The sequence below is a fragment of the Hungatella hathewayi WAL-18680 genome (assembly GCF_000235505.1).
Lineage (GTDB): Bacteria > Bacillota > Clostridia > Lachnospirales > Lachnospiraceae > Hungatella_A > Hungatella_A hathewayi_A.
Map to the genome: position 1 here is coordinate 20,159 of NZ_JH379031.1, position 20,583 is coordinate 40,741.

Annotated in this window: 20 protein-coding genes; 3 read left to right on the forward strand and 17 right to left on the reverse strand. The window is 50.0% G+C overall.

Annotated elements, in window-relative coordinates:
- Positions 1–37: 37 nt before the first annotated feature.
- Positions 38–2,020, reverse strand: a complete 1,983-nt coding sequence (metG, locus tag HMPREF9473_RS25210) for a methionine--tRNA ligase (RefSeq protein ID WP_006783058.1) — start codon at positions 2,018–2,020, stop codon at positions 38–40.
- A gap of 187 nt (positions 2,021–2,207) precedes the next feature.
- On the opposite strand from metG, the gene HMPREF9473_RS25215 reads away from it, so the two are divergent.
- The gene (locus HMPREF9473_RS25215) at positions 2,208–4,049 is read left to right on the forward strand and encodes a DUF885 domain-containing protein (protein WP_006783059.1); all 1,842 of its coding nucleotides are present in this window, start codon (positions 2,208–2,210) and stop codon (positions 4,047–4,049) included.
- A gap of 65 nt (positions 4,050–4,114) precedes the next feature.
- Here HMPREF9473_RS25215 and HMPREF9473_RS25220 read toward each other — a convergent pair whose 3' ends face one another.
- Both HMPREF9473_RS25220 and HMPREF9473_RS25225 read right to left on the reverse strand, forming a co-directional pair.
- The gene (locus tag HMPREF9473_RS25220; protein WP_006783060.1) at positions 4,115–4,696 is read right to left on the reverse strand and encodes a GerMN domain-containing protein; all 582 of its coding nucleotides are present in this window, start codon (positions 4,694–4,696) and stop codon (positions 4,115–4,117) included.
- A gap of 17 nt (positions 4,697–4,713) precedes the next feature.
- Positions 4,714–5,157 (reverse strand): MarR family winged helix-turn-helix transcriptional regulator, encoded by a 444-nt coding sequence (locus HMPREF9473_RS25225; protein WP_006783061.1) that lies wholly within the window; start codon positions 5,155–5,157, stop codon positions 4,714–4,716.
- A gap of 224 nt (positions 5,158–5,381) precedes the next feature.
- Here HMPREF9473_RS25225 and HMPREF9473_RS25230 point away from each other — a divergent pair, with 224 nt between their 5' ends.
- The gene (locus tag HMPREF9473_RS25230; RefSeq protein WP_006783062.1) at positions 5,382–6,197 is read left to right on the forward strand and encodes a MerR family transcriptional regulator; all 816 of its coding nucleotides are present in this window, start codon (positions 5,382–5,384) and stop codon (positions 6,195–6,197) included.
- Positions 6,198–6,291: 94 nt separating this feature from the next.
- On the opposite strand, the gene HMPREF9473_RS25235 is transcribed toward HMPREF9473_RS25230, so the two are convergent.
- Both HMPREF9473_RS25235 and HMPREF9473_RS25240 read right to left on the reverse strand, forming a co-directional pair.
- Positions 6,292–7,725 (reverse strand): hypothetical protein, encoded by a 1,434-nt coding sequence (locus HMPREF9473_RS25235; protein ID WP_006783063.1) that lies wholly within the window; start codon positions 7,723–7,725, stop codon positions 6,292–6,294.
- Positions 7,726–7,891: 166 nt separating this feature from the next.
- Positions 7,892–8,425 (reverse strand): spore maturation protein, encoded by a 534-nt coding sequence (locus HMPREF9473_RS25240; protein ID WP_006783064.1) that lies wholly within the window; start codon positions 8,423–8,425, stop codon positions 7,892–7,894.
- Positions 8,426–8,558: 133 nt separating this feature from the next.
- Between HMPREF9473_RS25240 and HMPREF9473_RS25245 the strand changes: the two genes are divergently transcribed.
- Entirely contained in the window at positions 8,559–8,915 is a 357-nt protein-coding gene (locus HMPREF9473_RS25245) for an arsenate reductase family protein (RefSeq protein ID WP_006783065.1), read from the forward strand.
- Here the strand turns inward: HMPREF9473_RS25245 and HMPREF9473_RS25250 are convergent.
- The 12 genes from HMPREF9473_RS25250 to HMPREF9473_RS25305 all read right to left on the reverse strand — a co-directional run bounded on the left by HMPREF9473_RS25250 (position 8,910) and on the right by HMPREF9473_RS25305 (position 20,581).
- Positions 8,910–9,512, reverse strand: a complete 603-nt coding sequence (locus HMPREF9473_RS25250) for a hypothetical protein (protein WP_006783066.1) — start codon at positions 9,510–9,512, stop codon at positions 8,910–8,912. The two genes, HMPREF9473_RS25245 and HMPREF9473_RS25250, sit on opposite strands and share 6 nt — an antisense overlap.
- A gap of 66 nt (positions 9,513–9,578) precedes the next feature.
- On the reverse strand, positions 9,579–10,397 hold the full coding sequence (locus tag HMPREF9473_RS25255; protein ID WP_006783067.1) for a hypothetical protein: 819 nt from the start codon (positions 10,395–10,397) through the stop codon (positions 9,579–9,581).
- The gene (locus HMPREF9473_RS25260) at positions 10,375–11,043 is read right to left on the reverse strand and encodes a helix-turn-helix domain-containing protein (RefSeq protein WP_006783068.1); all 669 of its coding nucleotides are present in this window, start codon (positions 11,041–11,043) and stop codon (positions 10,375–10,377) included. Before HMPREF9473_RS25260 ends, HMPREF9473_RS25255 begins: the two co-directional genes overlap by 23 nt.
- A 148-nt stretch (positions 11,044–11,191) precedes the next feature.
- Positions 11,192–11,611, reverse strand: coding sequence for a MarR family winged helix-turn-helix transcriptional regulator (locus HMPREF9473_RS25265; protein WP_006783069.1), 420 nt, complete (start codon positions 11,609–11,611; stop codon positions 11,192–11,194).
- Between the two features lie 21 nt (positions 11,612–11,632).
- Positions 11,633–13,492: an ABC transporter ATP-binding protein gene (locus HMPREF9473_RS25270; RefSeq protein WP_006783070.1), complete on the reverse strand. Its 1,860-nt coding sequence runs from the start codon at positions 13,490–13,492 to the stop codon at positions 11,633–11,635.
- Positions 13,492–15,219, reverse strand: a complete 1,728-nt coding sequence (locus HMPREF9473_RS25275) for an ABC transporter ATP-binding protein (protein ID WP_006783071.1) — start codon at positions 15,217–15,219, stop codon at positions 13,492–13,494. Before HMPREF9473_RS25275 ends, HMPREF9473_RS25270 begins: the two co-directional genes overlap by 1 nt.
- A 199-nt stretch (positions 15,220–15,418) precedes the next feature.
- Entirely contained in the window at positions 15,419–16,327 is a 909-nt protein-coding gene (locus HMPREF9473_RS25280; protein WP_006783072.1) for an RraA family protein, read from the reverse strand.
- Positions 16,328–16,384: 57 nt separating this feature from the next.
- Complete coding sequence (locus tag HMPREF9473_RS25285; RefSeq protein WP_006783073.1) at positions 16,385–17,623, reverse strand: amidohydrolase/deacetylase family metallohydrolase; 1,239 nt, start codon at positions 17,621–17,623, stop codon at positions 16,385–16,387.
- A gap of 11 nt (positions 17,624–17,634) precedes the next feature.
- A complete protein-coding gene (locus HMPREF9473_RS25290; protein ID WP_034860188.1) occupies positions 17,635–18,636 on the reverse strand; it encodes a lactonase family protein in 1,002 nt (333 codons plus the stop codon).
- A gap of 16 nt (positions 18,637–18,652) precedes the next feature.
- A complete protein-coding gene (locus HMPREF9473_RS25295) occupies positions 18,653–19,123 on the reverse strand; it encodes a RidA family protein (protein WP_006783075.1) in 471 nt (156 codons plus the stop codon).
- 54 nt (positions 19,124–19,177) lie between these two features.
- On the reverse strand, positions 19,178–19,645 hold the full coding sequence (locus HMPREF9473_RS25300) for a RidA family protein (RefSeq protein WP_006783076.1): 468 nt from the start codon (positions 19,643–19,645) through the stop codon (positions 19,178–19,180).
- A gap of 90 nt (positions 19,646–19,735) precedes the next feature.
- Complete coding sequence (locus HMPREF9473_RS25305; RefSeq protein WP_006783077.1) at positions 19,736–20,581, reverse strand: carbohydrate ABC transporter permease; 846 nt, start codon at positions 20,579–20,581, stop codon at positions 19,736–19,738.
- Positions 20,582–20,583 lie beyond the last annotated feature (2 nt).

The window sequence follows — 20,583 nt, forward strand, 5'->3', positions numbered from 1 at the left end:
AGCGCGTGATTTGCTGCTCAGTCCTGTTTCTGTGAGATTAACAGATTTCTGCTCCTGCCGGCATCGGTTTTTCCGGTGTCATCAGGGATAAATTCCCGTCCGCATCCTCCGCACACAGCAGCATACCTTCTGACAATACTCCTGCCAGCTTCGCTGGTTTTAAGTTTACCACAACCATTACCTTTTTGCCAACCATCTCTTTGGCGCTGTAATGAGCCTTGATGCCGCTGACAATCTGCTTCACCTGGCTGCCAACGCGAACCTGGGAGCAGAGAAGCTTCTTGGACTTCGGCACCTCCTCGCAGGCGATGATTTCACCTACCTGGAATTGAAGCTTTGCAAAATCCTCATACTCAATCTCCGGCTTGGCCTCAATGTCAATCACATCCTCCGAAGCTGCCTCGCCGCTCTCAGCTTCTCCCGCCTCGGCTCTCTGTGCCGCCTGCACGGCTTCCACCTTTTCCATCACTTCTTTTAAGTCCATGCGGGCGAAGAGTATCTCCGGTTTCTCGGTTACACGGTTCCCTGACGGGTACAGGCCGAAGGTCTCCATCTCCTCTAAGGAGCGTTTCTTCGTGTTCAGTTGCGCCAGAATTCTGGCGGATGTATCCGGCATAAAGGATTCAAGCAGGGATGCGCCGATGGTGATGGCTTCCGTCAGATTGTAAAGCACGGTCTCCAGACGGCCCTTCTGCGCCTCATCCTTGGCAAGCGCCCATGGCATAGTCTCATCGATATATTTGTTGCTTCTTCTGAAAATGTTGAAAATCTCGCTGATGGCATCGGCCACACGGAGTTTCTCCATCTTGTCGTCGGCTTTCTTCACTGCCTCCAGCACGACGGCCTTCAAATCCTCATCCACGGTATCGGAAACTTTGGAGTCGGTCACAACACCGCCAAAGTATTTGTTGCTCATGGAGATGGTGCGGTTCACCAGGTTCCCCAGCACGTTGGCCAAATCGGAGTTCATTCTCTCCACCATCAGCTCCCAGGAGATCACGCCGTCGTTGTCAAACGGCATCTCGTGAAGCACGAAGTAGCGGACCGCGTCCACGCCGAAGAAATCAACCAGAGTATCCGCATAGAGAACATTTCCCTTGGACTTGCTCATCTTGCCGTCGCCCTGTAACAGCCACGGATGTCCAAATACCTGCTTGGGCAGTGGCAGATCAAGAGCCATCAAAAAGATAGGCCAGTAAATCGTATGGAAGCGGATAATGTCCTTTCCAATCAGATGTAAATCGGCAGGCCATAACTTCTCAAACTGTTCGGTACTGTTTCCGTCGCAGTCATAGCCGATACCGGTGATATAGTTAGTCAGTGCGTCCAGCCACACATAGGTCACATGCTTCGGGTCAAAGCTCACCGGGATTCCCCAGGTGAAGGAGGTTCTGGACACGCACAAGTCCTGTAAGCCCGGCAGTAAAAAGTTGTTCATCATCTCGTTCTTGCGGGACACCGGCTGGATAAATTCCGGATGCTCGTTGATATGCTGAATCAGACGGTCCGCATATTTGCTCATCTTGAAGAAGTATGCCTCCTCCTTGGCCGGCTGTACTTCCCGTCCGCAGTCCGGACATTTTCCATCCACCAACTGGGATTCTGTGAAGAATGCCTCGCAGGGAGTGCAGTAAAGTCCCTCGTAATATCCTTTATAGATATCACCCTGGTCATATAATTTTTTAAATATCTTCTGAACCTGGGCCTCGTGGTCTTTGTCGGTGGTTCTGATGAATTTGTCATAAGAAGTGTTCATCATATCCCAGATGCCCTGAATCTGGGAGGCAACGCCGTCCACGAACTCCTGGGGGGTGATTCCCGCCTCTTTCGCCTTTAACTCGATTTTCTGGCCGTGCTCGTCAGTTCCTGTCTGGAAAAAGACATCATAGCCCTGCTCTCTCTTGTAGCGGGCGATGCTGTCTGCCAGAATGGCCTCGTAAGTATTCCCGATATGCGGCTTGCCGGATGTATAGGCTATCGCCGTGGTGATATAATATGGTTTTCCACAATTTCTACACATGTTTTTTCCTCTTCTCTTCATTCCTCTTATGCTCACAAACCTTTTGTACGCGGCTTTATGATATAGCTTTTAGTTTAATGATAAGGCCAGGGTTTGTCAAGACAGGAAGGGCGTAAGATAGCAGTTTTTTGGAATAGTTGTCTTTACTGGTAATATAATCTATAATAGGAAAACGGAGGATTTGCTTATGAACCCTAAAAAATGGCATTCGTACAGAAGAATTATCGCGCTCCTGCTGACAATCATTCTCGTGACAGGCTGTTCCCGCGGCGGCATTGTGCCGGACGGTGTCCAGTCCACGGAAGTGACTACTCCGCAAGACTACGAAGTATATAAAAAAGAAACACTGGATGCCCAGAAAGCATTTGATGAATTATGCAGCAATCTCTTTGAGCAGCGCATCACCCAGTCATCCCTGGACCTGCATTATACGCTGGCCGACCCGGAGTCCTACGGTATCAAGGACTGCCCCGTGGGCTTTGGAGAGTTCTCCCTGGCGCACATGAAACAGCAGATGCAGGAAATGAAGGAGGAGAAGGCGGCTCTCGACGCAATTTCGGTCAATCTGCTCACCGATGAACAGCAGGTAACTTACCGGATTCTTGCCGACTCCTACAACACGGAGCTGTCTTCGGAGGGAATGGAGCTTTATTATCAGCCGCTGGGACCCACCATCGGGATTCAAGCACAGCTGCCGGTGCTGTTATCCGAATACATATTTTATGATAAGCAGGATGTGGAGGATTATTTAGGGCTGCTGGCCCAGACCGATGAGTATTATGCCCAGATTCTTGCCTTTGAAAAAGAGCGGGCTGATGCGGGGCTTTCCATGTCAGACACCTGGATAGACGGGATTATCCAGTCCTGTGAAGGGTATCTGCTGACGCCGGAGCGCAGTTTCCTGTCGGAGACATTTACAGAACGGCTGGCCACGGTACCGGGTTTGAGCCAGGAGGAAATTGACGATTACACGGCCAGAAATCTCCAGGTGCTTGGGGAGGATTTTATTCCGGCCTATCAGTTGTTAGTTGACGGACTCAAGGAATTAAAGGGCACCGGCACCAATGACAAGGGAATGTGTTATTTTCCAAGGGGGAAAGAGTATTATGAGTATCTGGTCCATTCCGCTACGGGAACTACTTATGAGACAGTGGATGATTTAAAGACGGCTATTGAGAATCAGATGGATTCGGATTTGATTGCCATGTCCAAGATTCTGAAGGCCAATCCGGATATTATGGATCAGCTGACGGACAGTCCCGCTGTGCAGGAATCGCCGGCTCAGATTCTCGATGGACTGACGAAACAGATACAGACGGATTTCCCGGCCCTGCCGGAGTGCTCCTACACGATTAAATATGTGCCGGAGGCCCTGGAGAGCGTTTTGAGCCCGGCCTTTTATCTGACGCCTCCGATTGACCGCTATCAGAATAACACCATCTATATTAACAATGGGACGGCGTCCGCCAATGCGGAGCTGTTTCAGACACTGGCCCACGAGGGGTATCCGGGGCATCTGTATCAGACGGTGTATTTCTCAAGTAAATGTAAGGATGACCTTCGAAAGGTGCTTTCCTTCTCCAGTTACAGCGAGGGGTGGGCGTTCTATGTGGAGAATTATTCCTACTCTCTGGATAAATCCATGGATTCCGATTTGGCCCAGGTGCTGGCCCACAACGCTTCCTGCAGTCTGGGACTCCATGCGGTCCTTGACATTTATATCAATTATTATGGGTGGACGAAGGAACAGGTCGCTGAGTATCTGGGAGAATATTATAACTTGAAGGGGACAAATATTGTAGATGACTTATACTCCACTTTGGTCGCCAATCCCACCAATTATTTGGAATACTATGTTGGGTATCTGGAAATTGTGAATATGAGAAACCTGGCACAGTCCACCTTGAAGAAAAATTTTAACCTGCTGGATTTCCACACGTTTCTGCTGGATATGGGGCCTGCGCCCTTTACTGTGATTGAGCCGTATTTTAAGACCTGGCTGTTGACTTATGATATGAAGAAGAATTAATCAATCCGAATGGACATAAAAAGAACCGCAGCTTTCATCAGGCTGTGGTTCTTTTATGGTCTGTGTTAGAATTTCTCGTAGTTGGTGATAAAGGTCAGATAGTCATCATCACCATGCTCGATATGGCCGCTGGAGTAATTTTCACCATTTACCAGCAGTTTTAACTTGTCAAGCTCAAAGCTCTCAATAAAGGTATTGCCGATGGAGCCAAGAATAACCATCTCACCGGAGGTTCCACTTGACGGAACTTTGGATAAATCCAGGGTTCCGATTCTCTCACCGCTGTCACCCTCTGCGGCTTCCACGCCAGGACCGGCTTTCTCGCCGCCTGCTACCTCAAATGAGTTCACCACCGTTCCCTCTTCCAGAACACCGGCTGAAATCAGCAAATCTACAATATGCTGTGCGTCCAGCTCCTCGATGCCTTCCATGTTCATAACAAGTCCCGTGGCATCATCGTTGCCGGAATATATGGATACAAGGTCCAGTTCCGGTGCGTTAGGGTCCGGTACCTTCTCCGCCTTGCCATCCTTCGTCTCAGCTGTCTCTATGGGCTGGGTTGGTGTCTCCTTCGGTGCTGTCGGAGTACATGCCGCCAAGGATAATACCGTCATGGCTCCTACGAAACACATAGTAATCTTTTTCATAAAAAATACTGCCTCCTTTAGTTCTCCTGAAAGCTCCGAAACCATCGGTTCAGCTTCGTAAGCGTTTTTATCAAAACTTCCATCTCTTCCTGTGTCAGTTCTTCTGTGATGCCTTTAATCATGGCCTCATGGAATCTGGCATGGTGCTCATAGGCAATCCTGCCTTTGTCTGAAAGGGAGATATAAACAACACGTCTGTCCTCTTTGCCGCGCTCCCGGATGACATATCCCTTTTTGACAAGACTGTTCATGGCAATCGTCAATGTTCCCACCGTAACCGAAAGTTCTCTGGCTATGGAAGACATGTTCTTGGGTTCCCCCAGTCCGATTGCTTCTATGACGTGCATGTCATTGTTGGTAATGTCTTTGAACTCCTGGGTGATGATGGCCTTCTCCTCGATATCCATGATATCGTGAAACAGATTCACCAGCGCTTCGTTCAGCGTGATATAACTATCCACTTTTCATCCTTTCATACAATCATCCATACGATGTTGAAGTTTCCTTACGATTATACATGATTTTACCGGACAAGACAACCTATAAAATCCTTATAAAATTCTTAACAATTTTCTGACAATTATTACTCTTTTCTTCCGATTTCTTCCCAACGATTGACCTTTGCGAAATTGTGTGTTTTAAATAGTGTGTGGGCAATTTAGTTAGTTAGAAAGGTACGATTTTCATGGAAAAGAAAGAATATCTCATCGGCGACGTGGCTGCCATGATTGGTGTCAGCCGTGATACGCTGCGTTTTTATGAAAAGAAGGGAATTATCTCCGTACGAAAGAAAGAAAATGGATACCGGTACTATTCGGAGGATGATATCTTCGCATTATCCAGTATCTTCTACCACCGAAAGATGAATATCGGGCTTGAAGAAATTGAGAGCCTGTGGAAAGACGACAATTCCTTTGAGACCTCCGCGGAGATTACAAAACAGCAGATAGAGGCTGAAAAGGAAGAGATATTAAAACACCAGCAGGCATTGGTCCGGCTGCACTTATTTCAGGAGGAATGCCGGAAAATTGAGCAGAACTTAAACCGGATTTCTCTCAAGAGCTTCCCGAAAGCCTATATCATTGAGACCTGTGATTCCCCACAGGACAGTGTGATTGCCTGGTTTTGCAAATCCCAGAAAGAGCCGGGGTTTGACATGCTTTATACCTATGACACCTACCGGATACCCGGGAAAACCGGCTCCGATACACCGGAGTTTCAGCAGTCTTCTCTGCTGCTATATGAGGAATTGACGGACACACTTCCCTTTTCCTTTGATTTAAAACGTTATGAGAAGACGAAGACACCGGAATGTCTGTATACAATCATAGAATCCCAGAGCCGGGTTCCTGATATGGAAATGATTCGGAACATGACAGCCTGGGGGGAAGAACACCAGGTAAAAGCCGGCGATATTGTTGTCTCTGATTATGTGATGCACGGGATGCAGGACGGTACGTTTATCTTTTATCTGGAAATCTATATTCCTATTTTACGGTAATATTAACATTAACAGGGGCGCTGCCAATCGGCAGCGCCCCTGTTTTTCAAATTCAAAAAGAAGAGTGTTAATTATCTATTGTGATGATAAATAATTACTGTTTTTCATAGCCGCTGTAAGTTACCACGCCAGCTGCATCGGTGCTGTAATATTTGTCGTCAGCATCCTTCAAGTTCTTTCTGTTCTTCTGTATTTTACCTGCGGTATTTACCAGGTACTCTTTGTCGTTGTACTCTTTTACTTCGTATCTTACGTCTTTGTCAGCCTTCAGGATTCTACCTTTTACGTGAATCATGTCGTTGCTGATACCATCGATACCGGCACCCTTGTTCTCACCGGATTTCTTGAAGGAGTAAGAATATTTCTCACCATCAATCTCGATCGTAGCGGTTCCAAGTGCCATTGCGCCCTCTTTCGGAGAGTTTCCGAAGTAGTAAACGCTGCTCTCATCACCCTCGTTTGGCATATCGGATAATTCCTCAATCTTATCGTAGGTATCAATCTTGCCATCACCATCAAAGGTCAGTTTGTAAAGTCCGTGAAGCATCATGCCCTTCTCGTTGAATGCATATCTCTGTCCGTTGATGCTCTTAATCTGGCTCTTGATTAAAGTTCCGTCATTCTGTGCGTAGAACCAGTATGCATCGCCGTTCTCATATGCCTCTTCGTCTACAAGCGGTCCCGGAATTACGTTGAACCAGCCCTTTGCCTGCCAGCACTGGTCAGGATCGTTGTAGTAGATGTTTGCGGTAGAACCGGAAGCTGTGGAAGTAGAAGCAAGCTGTCTCTCGTACCAGTCATACTCTGCCGCGCCATCCTCGTTGAACTGATATTTTCTGCCGTTGATGGTCTTGTTCGCATCTTTTACTTTTTTACCGTTGGACTGGAAGTAGAACCAGTATTTATCATTGAAGTCAATTCTGTCAGTATCGTTGTCTACCACGTCAAGCTCTGCCCACTGGTTGTTCAGCTGTGCGCCGTCGTTGGAATCACCACAGTAGAACACGCCGCTTCTCCATGCGTCCTCACCGGTGATACGCTCGGAGTTCTCACCAACCCAGCCAAACAGCATTCTTCCTTCCGCATCGAATGCGTACTTCTTGGTCGTGCCGTCCGCCTTCTTGATGGACTTGAAGCTGGTGTTGCCGGAATCGCTTGCCTTGTAAGCTCTACCGTTGGACTGGAAGTAGTACCAGTAGGACTCCGGAGCTTCCTCCTCATAGTAGTCTTCATTTGCAATCTCTCTCCACTGGTTTGTTACCATTGCACCGGAAGAGTTTACATAGTAGTAGTTTCCGTCAAAGTCGATTAACTGGCTCTTTGCCATCTCTCCGTTGGAATCCAGGTAGAACATGCTGTTTCCTGATTTCTTCCAAGCGTCTGTTACCAGGCTGCCGCTGTTGTCATAGTATCTCCATGTACCTCCGTCTTCCTGCCATCCTGTTGCTGCAAAAGACATCATAGACATGCCCATGGTAAATGCTGCTGCTGCACACGGAACCATCCATAATTTCGTCTGTTTTTTCATATTACGTTTCTCCTTTCAATCTCTGGTCAACCTCTGTCTGTTGTTCTTGCTGACACCGTTACTCTACACCCTGGAGCCGCTCCAAGGTCAACCGAAGCAAGGGAAACGTAAGGAAGCGTAAAAAATGTTACGTTTTTATGAACAGGCCGCAACCCCTGATAAACACTCACTTTCCGGCCATAATACCGGCCAAAATTACACTCACAATGACGCCGCTCAATGTGGTTATCAGGGCGCCAGCCAACGTGTAGCGGGTCTTTTTCACCCGCGCTGTCATGAAGTAGACACTCATGGTATAGAAGATGGTTTCCGTGCAGCTGAGCATGATGGAAGTGATAAGTCCGTAGTAGGAATCTGTCCCAAACCGTTTGAAGATATCAAGGGCCAGACCCGTAGCCGCGCTGGAGGAGAACATTTTCACCAGGGTCACAGGCACCAGCTCGGCCGGAAACCCGATATGGCCCGTCCACTGGCCGAGAAAGGCCGCCAGCGCATCCAGAAAGCCGGAGGCCCGCAGCACGCCCACCGCTACCATCAGACCGATAAGCGTGGGCATAATGCCGGCCACCGTCCTGGCTCCTTCCTTAGCCCCTTCCACAAAGTCATCGTACACCGGACGCCTGGAAAGCAGACCAAAACCGATAATATAAAAGATAATTAAGGGAATCATATAATCTGAGAGATACAGAATCAGTTTCATGGGATATCAGCAGTCCTTATTTATTCTTACTTCTAATATATTGCTGCTTTTCTTTTCCCATGACATGTTATAGAATATAGAAGAATCATGTAATTCAAAACGTCTATTCAAAAAATAAAAGGAGAAAACACATATGCCAATACTTTTTTTAGAATATCCCAAATGCTCCACCTGCCAGAAAGCCAAGAAATGGCTGGACACCCACGGCGTCTCCTATGAGGACCGCCACATCAAGGAACAGAATCCAACTGCCGCAGAACTGCAGGAATGGCACAAAAAGAGCGGCCAGCCGTTAAAGAAATTCTTCAACACCAGCGGCCTCGTCTACAAAGACCTCCAGTTAAAAGACAAACTCCCATCCATGAGCGAACAGGAGCAGTTTGAGCTGCTGTCCACCGATGGAATGCTGGTGAAACGGCCGCTGATTATTGGGGATGATTTTGTGTTGATTGGGTTTAAGGAGGCGGAGTGGGAAAAAACGCTTTTATGATCTATCCATCAATTTCACAAAAATCACTCCCACAACAGTAGATACCAGCGTGGCAATCAGCGCCGGGCCTACGATGGCGGTGGGATTGATACTGCCATACTGGCTGCGGTAGGCTATCATGTTGATGGGAATCAGCTGTAAGGATGAGATGTTGATGATGAGGAATGTGCACATCTCATTGCTGGCTGTGCCGCGCTCCACATGATGACTTTTCTGGGTGCGGCGCTCTTCTTCCAGGTCTTTCAGGGCCTCCATGGCTCTGAGGCCGGCGGGGGTGGCGGCCCAGCCGAGGCCAAGAATATTGGCGATCATGTTGGTGGCGATGTGCTCGTTGGCCGGATGTTCCTCTGGAATTCTGGGGAACAGGAAATGCAGGATGGGCTTCATCCGTTTGGACAGCTGCTCGATCAGACCAGCCCGCTCGCCGACTTCCAGCACTCCCGTCCACAGGGACATGACGCCCAGCATGGTGATGCACAGCGTCACCGCTTCGCCTGCCGAATCCAGCGCTCCCTGGGTCACTGCCCCTATATTTCCGTGAAAAGCGCCCCACAAAACTCCCACAAGTATCATAAATGCCCATATATAGTTCAGCATAGCCCACATCCACTTAACGTCTGTTACTGTATCTTATGCCGGGTTTTCTCCCTTCATGTAACCAACCTAAGAAAACAGATATTCGTATTTATGTCTCTGCTGGTTCAAGACCTCTTCCACTCTCCGTATCACCGGCTCCTCATAGATTCCCTCCAAAGCCGCCAGTTCTCTTCGTATCACCTTCGAATCAAAATGAAAGCTCAGCTGCTTTCCATAGACTGCTTCCGCCTCATCCATCTGCTCATCAAAATCCCGGCTGAAGGGCTTTGCCTCTACGATCTTCCGGCACTCCACAAGGGACCGCTCCATCTTAAAATCCGTGGTTGTATCGGAATAGAGAGACAATCCGTGGTCAAAGTATGGACAAAGCCGGTATTTGTCTTCTCCGGCGTTTCGAAGCACCGCAATATTGTTCGTATGCCGGTCCTCATTCAGGAAAAATGCATCCAGCTCCAGCACCGCCGTTAAGTACTGCCCAAATGTCTCCAGTCCGGTAAAATCTATCACATTTTCAACCAGGTACACAATCCGCTCCCGCACGGACGTCATGCGCCCCATCTCTCTGGTGATGCTTCGGCCGGTATACAGACGAAACAGCCGGTCTATGGTAATCAACTCCTCGTCAGGAAGCAGAAAATTCCGGCTCTGGCACCCCAGGTATTCCTGTCCTGCATATTGAATCCGCACTGGGTCATAGTGTACGAAGTTCTCCGCCGAAGTGTGGTGAAGAAGGCGGGAAACCACAACCTCCGCCAGTCCTTCATATCCCATGTGGTCCGCCTTGTACCAGATATCCCCCTGTCTCCACTTCAGCTGATTTCCCTTGGAGGAATGTCCGGCCGTCTCAAAGATATCCATGGTGTCAAGAATCACCGTCTCCATCATTTCCACCTCCTTTATCATCCCCTTTATAAAATATCTGAATCCACTGGTGGTCCTCCGCCATCCGTCCCCCGGTCTTCTCGATAATCTGGAGGGGGTCGTAGCTTGGTACCCCGATATCTCTCAGGATGTTCTTTAAATTGGCCCGGCTTCTGGGAAAACACCGGCTCTCCAGGAAATCCTCAAAATCCTCCCACGTCGGCTCCTCCAGAACGCCGAAAGCACGATGTAAAATATCCTTTGTCTTATTCCTGATATAAATCTTCTTATGCATAAAATCCACGTCAATCACCGTGCAGACCTGGTCTTTATAGAGATAATGCATCCGCATAGTTATAAACGGGTCTTCTAAAAAGCGCTTTTCTGACGCCAAATACTTATAAATCGTCTGCCGGCTGGTGTCAAAAAACTCCGCCAGATACTGAACGGTCTTCCCCTGTTGATACAGCTCTATCATCAGGTCCACATCATCGTCCATAAACTTCCCACGGCGGCCGGCCCCACGGACATTGACAGGGCGCTGCCGGCTCATAATCTTGTCGTAGCTTCTCGCCTTCCTGGCAATCTCGCGCAGTTCATCCACCTGGTCCGTGCCAAATATCTCGCGAATCACCTGACGCATCCCTTTATTGCCGTATTCCTCTCCCATGTTCTCTCACCCCCCTAATGTTCCATCCGTCTGTTGTTTCCACTATAACATATCCTATTTTTATTGTCAATTTATTAATTAATTTACACTCGTAGTGTAAAAACATCCTGACAGATTATCGATACTCCGCCAGGATGTTTTCCTGCTTTTATTTTAGATTTTCATACATCCGTCCCAGCATATTTTCCATCAAATCCATCTCCTCCGCTGAGAACCCTTCCGTCATCCGCTCCTCAACCTCTGCAAATGTCTGGCAGACCTGCTCTGCCATGGACTTCCCTTCCTCCGTAATCTCAATCAAGAACGAACGCCGGCAATCCGGATTGTCATTGCGGGTGATATATCCCATGGCCTCCAGCCTATCTAAAGCCCTCGACAGTGTCGCAGGCTCGATACAGCAGGCATCAGAAAGCTCTTTCTGTGTGATTCTGTCTTTCTGGCTCAACTGAAACAGTACCCGGGGCTGACCGGCTATCAGTCCCATCTTCGCCCATACCGGGTGCAGCCGCCGTTTCCGCATCATTTCCACGCAGAACATCATATCTCTGATTTTCTGTTTTTTATTCATGTCGCTCACTGCCCCCTTTCTCTAATCCAGTTCAAACTGGCCTGTATACAACCGGTAATACCGGCCTTTCTGCTCCAGCAGCTCGTCGTGGTTACCTCGCTCAATAATCTGACCGTGCTCCAGCACCATAATGGCCTTGGCATTGCGGACCGTTGACAGACGGTGGGCAATCACAAACACGGTCCGGTTCTCCATCAGCGCATCCATGCCCTTCTCAATCAGCCGCTCCGTCCGCGTATCGATGGAACTGGTGGCCTCATCCAGCACCAGCACCGGCGGCGACGCCACAGCCGCTCTTGCAATCGCCAGAAGCTGTCTCTGCCCCTGGGATAAGTTGGAGCCATCCCCGGACAGCTTCGTCTTATAACCATCCGGCAGTCTCCGGATAAAGGAATGGGCATTGGCAATCTTGGCCGCCTCCACCACGTCCGCCTCCGAAGCATTCAGCCGGCCATAACGGATGTTATCCTCAATGGTTCCTGTGAATAAGTGGGTATCCTGAAGCACGAATCCCAGGGAGCGGCGCAGGTCCGCCTTTTTAATCTTAGTGATATCAATCCCGTCGTAGGTAATCACACCGTCCTGAATTTCATAAAAACGGTTTATCAGATTGATAATCGTGGTTTTCCCCGCTCCGGTCGAGCCGACAAACGCGATTTTCTGCCCCGGTTTCGCATAGAGACTGATATCGTTCAGTATCACTTTCTTCGGCGTGTAGCCAAACACCACGTTGTGGAACCGCACATCGCCGGTCAGCGGTATCAGCTGGCCGCCAGCTTCTCTGGCGCTGTCTCTCCAGGCCCACAGCCCGCTGCGCTCCTCGCACTCCACCAGGGTCCCGTCCTCCGCCTTTTTCACGCGGCAGAGAGTGATGGTTCCCTCGTCAATCTCCGGCTCCTCGTCCATCATTTCAAAGATACGCTCCGCACCGGATAATGCCGCCAGAATGAAGTTCACCTGCTGGGTGCACTGGTTAATCGGCATGGCGCTCTGGCGGACATAGACCAGATAGGAAGCAAGACTTCCGATATCCATCAGCCCCGCCAGGGTGAACAGACCGCCGACGCAGGCCGATATGGCATAGTTTAAATAAGAGATACTGACCACAACCGGCACCATCAGCCCGGAGTATGCCAGCGCATTGGTGGAAGCCATTCTCAGTTTCTCATTGCGCCGGCAGAATTCCTCATAATCCTGTTTCTCATGGTTAAAGACCTTCTCAACCTTCTGGCCGGCCACCATCTCCTCGATAAACCCGTTGATGCCGCCCAGATATTTCTGCTGCTCCGCATAATATTTCCGGCTGCGTTTTCCATTGAACCGGATAAACAGGAACATACATCCCATACAGGCCAGCACAATCAGGGACAGTCTGGCATTCAGCACCACAATCATAATCAGCGTTCCCACCGTCGTGATTCCACTCTGTATCAGCAGGGTAAAGCTGTTGTTCAACGCCTCGGCAATGGTATCCACATCATTGGTGAAATGACTCATCAAATCCCCGTGGGTATGGGCATCGAAATAAGACAGCGGCAGTGTCTGGGTGTGATTAAACAAATCCTTTCGAATCTCTTTTACGATCTTCTGGGACGTCTTCACCATCAAGCGGTTGTAAAGCAGCGTGGAGGTGGCACCTGCCAGGTAAATGGCCCCCAACAGCACGATGGCCCCAATCAGTCCCGGAATATCCCGCGGAATGATATACTGGTTGATAATTGGTTTCAGCATATAGGTTCCAAACACCCCTGCCAGACTCCCGATCACCACCAGAATGCCGACAATCAGCATGGAGAATTTATAATGCCCCATATAGGAAATCAGGCGGAACAATGTCTTCTTTGTATTCTTTGGTTTTTTGTATCCAATATACCTCGCCATTATAATCCCACCCCTTCCTGCTGGGAGTAATATATCTCCTGATAAATAGAATCCGATGCCAGAAGAGACTCGTGATTTCCTACGGCATGGACTTTTCCGTCATCCATGATAATAATCTGGTCCGCATGCAGCACCGAGGTGATTCGCTGGGCAATGATAATTTTGGTGGTATCCTTCAAATTCTTTGCCAGCCCCTCCCGGATTTTCGCCTCCGTGGCGGTATCCACGGCGCTGGTGGAATCGTCCAGTATCAGTACCTTCGGTGATTTTAAGATAGCTCTCGCAATACACAGCCGCTGTTTCTGGCCGCCGGACAGATTCACGCCGCCCTGCTCCAGCACGGTCTGGTATCCGCCCGGGAAACGCTCCACGAACTCATCTGCCCCCGCAATCTCGCAGGCCAGTTTTATTTCCTCCGGTGTGGCGTCCTCCTTGCCCCACCTTAAATTCTCCTCAATGGTACCCGAAAACAGTGTATTCTTCTGAAGCACCACCGCTACCGCGTCCCGCAGATGTTCCAGCGGATATTCCAGCACCGGTCTGCCGTCAACATACACGGTTCCCTTTGTCGCCTCATAAAGTCTCGGTATCAGCTGCACCAGCGTAGTCTTCGCCGAGCCGGTACCGCCGATGATTCCTACGGTCTGGCCGGGAAGTATGTGGAAGGACACATCGGAAAGCACAAACTCCTCCGCGTCTTTCCGGTATTTGAAGTAAACATTCTCAAATGCAATCTCTCCCGTCTTTATTTCCAGCTGCTCCGTACTTTCATCTTTAATCTCAATCTCCTCATCCAGCACCTCCAGTATCCGGTGGCCGGAAGCCATGGAGCGGGTCAGCATCATAAAGACATTGGAAATCATCATCAGGGAGTTTAATATCTGGAGCACATAGCTCAAAAATCCGGTCAATTCACCGACCTGCATCCCGCCGATGAATATCAGGTTGCCTCCAAACCACAGAATCGAGAGAATGGTTCCATACATCACATACTGCATGGCCGGCATATTCAGACAAGCCGTACCGAAGGCCCGCTCCGATACCGTCTGAAGCTCCGTGTTAACCCCCTCAAATTTCTCCATCTCATAGTCTTCCCTGACATAGGCTTTCACGAAACGGATGGCCGTCAGGTTCTCCTGCACAATCCGGTTTACCATGTCGATCGCCATCTGCATTCTGGAATACAGCGGCCGCACATGACAGATAATATAGTACAGACAGCCGGCCAGAATCGGAATGGCCACGAGAAAGATTAACGCCAGTTCCCCGTTGATGGAGAAGGACAGAAGCAGCGCCGTCACCATCATCACAGGGGCACGGACCACCGGCCTCAAACCTGTGGTCACCGCATTCTGAATCACCGTGATATCACTGGTCAGTCTGGTCACCAGAGACGAGGTGCTGAAATGGTCCACATTGGCAAAGGAAAAGCTCTGTATCTTCTGGTACTCAGCCTTACGCAGCTCACTGCCCAGTCCCATGCCGCACAGCGCCGCCAGCCTGGCATACATCATCCCCAGCGCTAGCGCAATCAACGCCAGCAGACACATCTCCAGCCCCTTTCTCAAGATATATTCCTTATCCCCATTGGCCACGCCCACATCAATAATATCAGCCATCACCAACGGAATCACCAGCTCCGCCATCACCTCCAGCGCCACACAGACACAGCTCCAAAAGCCGTACTTGCGGTAATCCTTTGCATAACCGTAAAATCTTCGAAACATAAGATAGTCCTCCACTGGTCATCCATTTTAATATATGTCAAATCCGAATAATGTTGCATATGTAATTATTGCACTTGCAACAATATTGTTATCAGCATAGCACTATCCCAATTTCTTGTCAAGCATGGCATCAGCAATTAAAAAGCTGATTCCCCAACCACCTCTCATGGTTGGTAACCAGCTTTTCACACGATACTCCCTACACAAGACAGTATCTCAATATTTCTTTCAACGCCTCCGGCTCGCCCTTGGCGGCTTCCCGTTCCAGGGTCCAGTCCAGGGTCCGGTAGGTTTTGCAGCGCTCGTCTGCCTGGATGAATGCTTCCATTCGGTCCAGCATCTCCGTGCTCCAGACGGAATTATCTATTTCGGCCGTTGTGTAGATGCCCTGCTCCAGCATGGCGAAGCCGAAGATATCTTTGGCATGTGTTTTTTCCGCGCTGTTGATGACTTCCGCCACGCAGAAGCTGGGAATAAACAAAACTCCGCTGGGCGTACCCATCACCACATCCCCCGGCAGGCAGACGGCTTCGCCGATTCGGCAGGCCATGTTGTAGCCGGTCATCACGCATTCGCGGATAGGGGTGGGATGGATTCCCCGGAAATACACCTGGGTATCAATTTTGCTCATCTGCTCAATATCCCGGACACCGCCCCAGATGACGGCGCCTCCCGTCTTGGTTCTGACATTAATCGCGGTGGTCAGGTTTCCCCCGGCAAAAGTGCCGTTGAATACTTTGTCAAACATATCCGCAACGACCACGTCTCCCTCCACCAGGTTGTCAACCACCCACTGGTTGCAGGTGCCCTCCCAGCCGTTCTGGTCGCCCTTTTCCTTGACCACGGAATAGAGGTCCGGTCTCGTGGGCATGAAAGTGCAGGTGACCGCACGGCCAACCAGCTTTTTCCCCTCGTGCAGGTACTTTAACCCGCCTTCATATTGGAATTGATATCCCTTCACGTACAGCGGGAGCCATATCTCTTCCAGGGTCATATGGCGCAGCTTTTCCAAATAATGGTCCTGCACTTTTGGCCGTCCATCCTCCAGTCTTTCCCCTTTCCATTCTCTTGTAAGCTCGATAATCTGCTCTCTCGTATTTATTATCACGACATACTCCTTTTACCATCAGTCATTGATTTCCTGAACATTTCTTTGTAAAACACCTTAGGGCAAAACTCCGGGCGCGTGCCAGTATGGCTCGGCGGCGTCCTTCCAGTATGGCATTCCGTATGCCATCGGATTATAAACAATTTCCCCGTTTCTTACAGTAAGAAGACACTCAAACATCGAGGTTCCGGGCAGCGCCGCGTTGCCGCTGTCGGAGAAGCCAAACTCGCCGTTTCGTATCTTGAGCACTGCGATATCCGCCACACCGCCAACCCGCAGATTCCCCAGCTCCGGATGTCCGATAATCTCCGCAGGACGTTTTGTCGTCCTGTACAAAACCTCTTCTACCGGCATGCCGACAGCCAGATATTTCGACATGATATGAAGCAGATTGAAAACCGGTCCATTCATATTGTCCGCATATAAATCCGTGGAAATGGTATCCGGATAAAATCCCTGCTCATACGCCGGCACCGCATTCCGGAACCAGAAGCTTCCGGCGCCGTGTCCCAGATCAAAGATGACACCCCGCTTTCTTGCCTCAAACATGATGTCATTTACTTTTCCCCGCTCATCCACAATGGGGAACTGCTGGGCGTAGACATGGGTGTGGATATCACCTTTTCTCAGCTTTTTCAGAATCAGTTCCTCATAGGTTCTCTCCGGCAGATTCGGCTGAAAATCAATCATAACCGGTTTATCACACAGTTCCCCGGCCAAAATCGTGTTGTCCACGGATGCCCAGGCCGGGTGCTCCGAATCTACAGGCACGCCCACCCAGTAATGGGCCGTTTTGATTCCCACCACACAGTCCGCATCCTTGGCGATGGCCGCCGCCGTGCGGGGATGGAACTCCGATACCTTCTGCTCAGAGGGAAAACTCACCATACCCCCCTGGGCAATATTGATAAATGCAAATATTCTCAATTTGGACTTGTCGATATACTCCTCTTTAAACCGCCAGAAATCACGGCAGCCGCAGGTCCCCGCATCCACAGCGGTGGTCACGCCGCTCCGAAACATATGGGCTTCCGCGTGAATCGTTGGAAGTCCATCCACCGGCTCCGGGAATACCGGGTAGATATGGCAGTGCATGTCAATCAGTCCCGGTGCGACAATGCATCCGTCGGCATCGATCATCTTGGTCCTCTCATCCGTCATCATTTCTCCGGATATTGCCGCAATTTTCCCCTGAGATACGCCAATATCCTGTTTTTTTAATGTCCGTGTCTCCGAATCATAGACCTGGCCATTCTTTATGACCATATCCATCGTGACTGTTCTGTCCTCATCCATCATCCTGTCTCCTATTCCATCTGCCAGGCTATCACACAGGCCGCCTCCTCCAGTTTCAGGCAGTCCGATTGCTCAAGCATTCTTCCATTCCAGATAAAGCTCTCCAGCGTTCCACTTTTCTGGCAGGCCGCAAACACACATCTACCGGACGCAAGCACGCTTCTCGGCCAGCTGCCTCTGCACGCCCACTCTCCCAGAAATGCTGCTGTCTTCCCGGTTTTTACAGCCGCTATGGTATCTGCACCGCGGTTCCCCCAGAATATGATTCCATCCTCCGTGGAGTATGCGCCTCCTGGGTAATTCGTGCCAGGTCTATTTGTCGCCCTTATAGACCATTTCTCTATCCATGCAGTCTGTGACTGACCATCCCCACATGTCCACTCATACCCTGCAACTGTGTTTCCCTGCTCTCCCACAACGATAAACTGGCCCATACTTTTCTCATACAGGACCTGCCTTGGGCCCGCGCCGGGACATTTGGCAAGAGCCACTCTGTCCCCCGCCAGTCTGCCATCCGACAGCGGAAACCCATACACCCCATCCATCCCCAAATCGGCCTCCACAAGAAATCTTCCGTCATCAGTCTCCATACCGCAGTGTGCATGGGGAGAAATTCCCTGTTTCCTGTCCGGGCACTCCTTCCACAAAACATGGCGCAGCTCCTTATCCACCGCAAATACATGGCCGCTCTTATAGCAGCAGCCGTAAACCGCATGTCTGCCGGCAGAAACATGGCAGAGTCCGGAAGCATCAACCTCCAGCTCCCCTGTCTTCTCCAGCTTCACCCCGCCATCTACCGTGACAAGAAACGACAAAACCACCGCCCTGTCCGGCATTTCCAGACCGGCATACAGGGTGTCTCCATCTTTACAGAGAAACGAGGGATTTCCTCCTATCTGAAACCTGCACTCTTCTCTCATATTTCCCCTCTCATCAAAGGAGAAAAACAGCAAATCGTCTGTCCCAGCCCTGCTGTAACCGGAAGCAGCGCCCCAATATCTTCCGTCTTCCACGGCCCGCACCTGCCTTTTACGGTCTCACCGACACAATCACTTCGATTTCCACCGGAATATTGTTGTTTGGCAGATTGTGGGTGCCCATGGCGGTCCGGGCGTGATACCCTCTCTCCTCCAGCACATCGGCAATCACATCCGAAAATCCGTCCATCACATGTTCCACATCATGGAACCCTTCCCCGCAGTTGACAAGGCCAAACGCCTTCACAACCCGCTCCACCCGGTCAAGGCTGCCAAGCGTATCCTTAAGCGCCCCCAGAATAATGATTCCGCATTCTCTCGCCGCCGCGTATCCTTCCTCCGGCGTAAGCTCCTTCCCGATTCTTCCCCGGAAAAGAGGCTCTCCCGTAATCTGGTCCTCCGGTCCATGTCCCGACACAAATATCAAATTGTCAACTTCCCGGAGCAGAACAATTCCCCGTTTCTTTTTATAGACAGGCTCTATTTCCTGCCCATTTTCTATGATTTTATTTATGGTATCCAAGCTAGCACCTCCCACATTTCCCCTGAGCACATGCAAAGGGGGCTTTCCTCATTGTTATCTGCGAATCCGCACAATCGCCTCTACCGTGACCGGCATATTCTGTTCCAGAGCATACGCTCCCATGGCAGACCTTGCGTGCTGGCCTCTCTTTCCAAATACCTCTACCATCAAATCGGAAAAACCGTTCATCACCGCCGGCTGCTCAGAGAAATCTCCAGCACTGTTGACCAGTCCCAGAGCTTTTACCACATAATCTACTCGATCCAGCTCTCCAATATAATCCTTGATGGTCGCCAGCATATTCAAGCCGCAGAGTCTCGCCGCCTGATAAGCGGTCTCCTTATCGATGTCCGCGCCAACCTTTCCCGTATAAACCGCCTTGCCGTCAGCGTCCGTCGGGAAATGGGCGGAGATAAACAATAAATCTCCCACCTGTACAGCGTCCACCACACCTTTTCCTTTTCTGTCTCTCACCGGCAGGGTGATTCCCAATTGTTCCAGTCTCTTTCCTGTTTCACTCATGGTCTATTTTCCTCCTTTTACCAGAGATATCTTTCCAATATCTCTCTTACAATATGTTATATAAAATACCCGCCCTTTTCCGGGCGCCCCTTAACCTTTTACCGCCCCGTTTGCCAGGCCTTCCACAAACTGCTTCTGCACCAGCATAAATACAACGATAATCGGTATGGTAATCAACATGGCCGCCGCCATGGTATCGCCCCAATCCACCTTGAAGAACGAAGAAAATTCGTTCAACGCAATCGGCACGGTCCGGCTTGTCATACTTCTCGTCAGCACGTTCGCAAGTGCAAACTCATTCCAGGATGAGATAAAGGCATAGATTCCGGTTGCGGCCAGCGCCGGCCGGAGCAGTGGAACTATGATATAGAGCATCGTCTGCAAGGTAGAACAGCCGTCCATCACTGCCGCCTCCTCGATCTCCTTTGGAATCCCCTTAAAATACCCCTTTGCCATCCATGTCACAAGCGGCATGCTGATGGACAGATGGGCAATAGCCAGGCCGATTTTCGTATCCACCAGACCGACTGCATTTTCCATATAATACATGGGAATCATCAGCACGGTCAGCGGCAGCATCTGGCTGAGCAGCATAAACAGGGATAACGCTTTATTTCCCCGGAACTGAAATCTGGCGAATGCGTAGCCCGCGCTTCCCCCCAGTAGAAGGGAGATGACCATGGTCATGCCGCCTACCAGAAAGCTGTTCAGCAGCGCCCTCGGTATCTCACTCTCAAACAACACATGATAATAATTGACAATCGTCGCTTTCTTCGGTATCCAGTAAGGCGGGTTTGCAAATATCTCGTTTCCCGGTTTTAAGGAGGTGCTGATAACCCAGCCCAGCGGAAGCAGCGTGATAAGAACTGCCATCACCAGAATCAGATAAACCGGAATTCTCAGTAAGGCTTCCATTGTTTTCTTTTTTCTTTTCACGG

What these genes read in the sequence shown, in the direction of transcription:
- HMPREF9473_RS25255 (WP_006783067.1), bottom strand. Translation starts at nt 10,397, where the DNA reads ATGATGGAGACGGTGATTCTTGACACCATGGATATCTTTGAGACGGCC.
- HMPREF9473_RS25270 (WP_006783070.1), bottom strand. Translation starts at nt 13,492, where the DNA reads ATGGCGAGGTATATTGGATACAAAAAACCAAAGAATACAAAGAAGACA.
- HMPREF9473_RS25250 (WP_006783066.1), bottom strand. Translation starts at nt 9,512, where the DNA reads ATGCTGAACTATATATGGGCATTTATGATACTTGTGGGAGTTTTGTGG.
- HMPREF9473_RS25220 (WP_006783060.1), bottom strand. Translation starts at nt 4,696, where the DNA reads ATGAAAAAGATTACTATGTGTTTCGTAGGAGCCATGACGGTATTATCC.
- HMPREF9473_RS25235 (WP_006783063.1), bottom strand. Translation starts at nt 7,725, where the DNA reads ATGAAAAAACAGACGAAATTATGGATGGTTCCGTGTGCAGCAGCAGCA.
- HMPREF9473_RS25275 (WP_006783071.1), bottom strand. Translation starts at nt 15,219, where the DNA reads ATGTTTCGAAGATTTTACGGTTATGCAAAGGATTACCGCAAGTACGGC.
- HMPREF9473_RS25230 (WP_006783062.1), top strand. Translation starts at nt 5,382, where the DNA reads ATGGAAAAGAAAGAATATCTCATCGGCGACGTGGCTGCCATGATTGGT.
- metG (WP_006783058.1), bottom strand. Translation starts at nt 2,020, where the DNA reads ATGTGTAGAAATTGTGGAAAACCATATTATATCACCACGGCGATAGCC.
- HMPREF9473_RS25300 (WP_006783076.1), bottom strand. Translation starts at nt 19,645, where the DNA reads ATGAGTGAAACAGGAAAGAGACTGGAACAATTGGGAATCACCCTGCCG.
- HMPREF9473_RS25260 (WP_006783068.1), bottom strand. Translation starts at nt 11,043, where the DNA reads ATGGGAGAGGAATACGGCAATAAAGGGATGCGTCAGGTGATTCGCGAG.
- HMPREF9473_RS25245 (WP_006783065.1), top strand. Translation starts at nt 8,559, where the DNA reads ATGCCAATACTTTTTTTAGAATATCCCAAATGCTCCACCTGCCAGAAA.
- HMPREF9473_RS25285 (WP_006783073.1), bottom strand. Translation starts at nt 17,623, where the DNA reads ATGGATGAGGACAGAACAGTCACGATGGATATGGTCATAAAGAATGGC.
- HMPREF9473_RS25240 (WP_006783064.1), bottom strand. Translation starts at nt 8,425, where the DNA reads ATGAAACTGATTCTGTATCTCTCAGATTATATGATTCCCTTAATTATC.
- HMPREF9473_RS25265 (WP_006783069.1), bottom strand. Translation starts at nt 11,611, where the DNA reads ATGAATAAAAAACAGAAAATCAGAGATATGATGTTCTGCGTGGAAATG.
- HMPREF9473_RS25215 (WP_006783059.1), top strand. Translation starts at nt 2,208, where the DNA reads ATGAACCCTAAAAAATGGCATTCGTACAGAAGAATTATCGCGCTCCTG.